At 65.1% G+C, this 679-nt stretch carries 1 protein-coding gene; it reads right to left on the reverse strand.

The genetic code is table 11. The features are described from left to right. Positions 1-170 precede the first annotated feature (170 nt). On the reverse strand, positions 171-679 hold a 509-nt coding region (locus NKK47_RS35095), incomplete at its 5' end, for a transposase (RefSeq protein WP_352579943.1).

Raw genomic sequence — 679 nt, forward strand, 5'->3', positions numbered from 1 at the left:
CCGCCTTGATGCACGGCGATGAGGTTTTGGCGGCCTGAAGCGGCGATGTGGCCGCTGTTGGGCGCTTTTCCGCGAACCTCGTCAGGCGCCGGCGGTGATCCGTCGTGATGGCAGGTGGGGTTTGCAGGTTGCGGTCGGCGGGTTCGTTTCGGGGCGTCTGCGCCCCATGGTTATGTCGCGAGCCGCGGAATGCGATCGAGGACGATGCGCAGGATGCGTTGGTCGGGGCAGGATGTCGGCAGGTGCAGGCGGATTTGCGTCTTCATCTCGACCACCCGCGCAGCGATCTTGATGAGGCGCAAACGCAGCGTGTCGAATTGCGCGACGGCAAAGCTGGAGCGTTTCGGCATCGCAGCGCGCAGGCCCCACATGAGCCAGTAGGCGCCGGCATGCAGGAACAGCCGGAACTGGTTGGCCGTCGCTCTTGTGCAGGACGTTCGGTCGGCGGCGAGATGCGTCTTCCAGGACTTGATGTGGTTCTCGGCCGCTCCGCGCCGGCAGTAGACATCTTCGTAGAGCGCCTTGGCCTTTCCACCGGCGAGGTTGGTGACGATGAAGCGGGTGTCAGCACCTTGGGCGCCGACCTCGACCCGCGCTATGATGCGCTCGACGCGGCTCCAGCTGGCGGCCCCATCCAGGAACTCCTTGAACCTGCGGACCTTGTTCGTCTTCGGTGACG

Origin of the sequence: Mesorhizobium sp. M0019, assembly GCF_040323975.1 — a bacterium.
Lineage (GTDB): Bacteria > Pseudomonadota > Alphaproteobacteria > Rhizobiales > Rhizobiaceae > Mesorhizobium.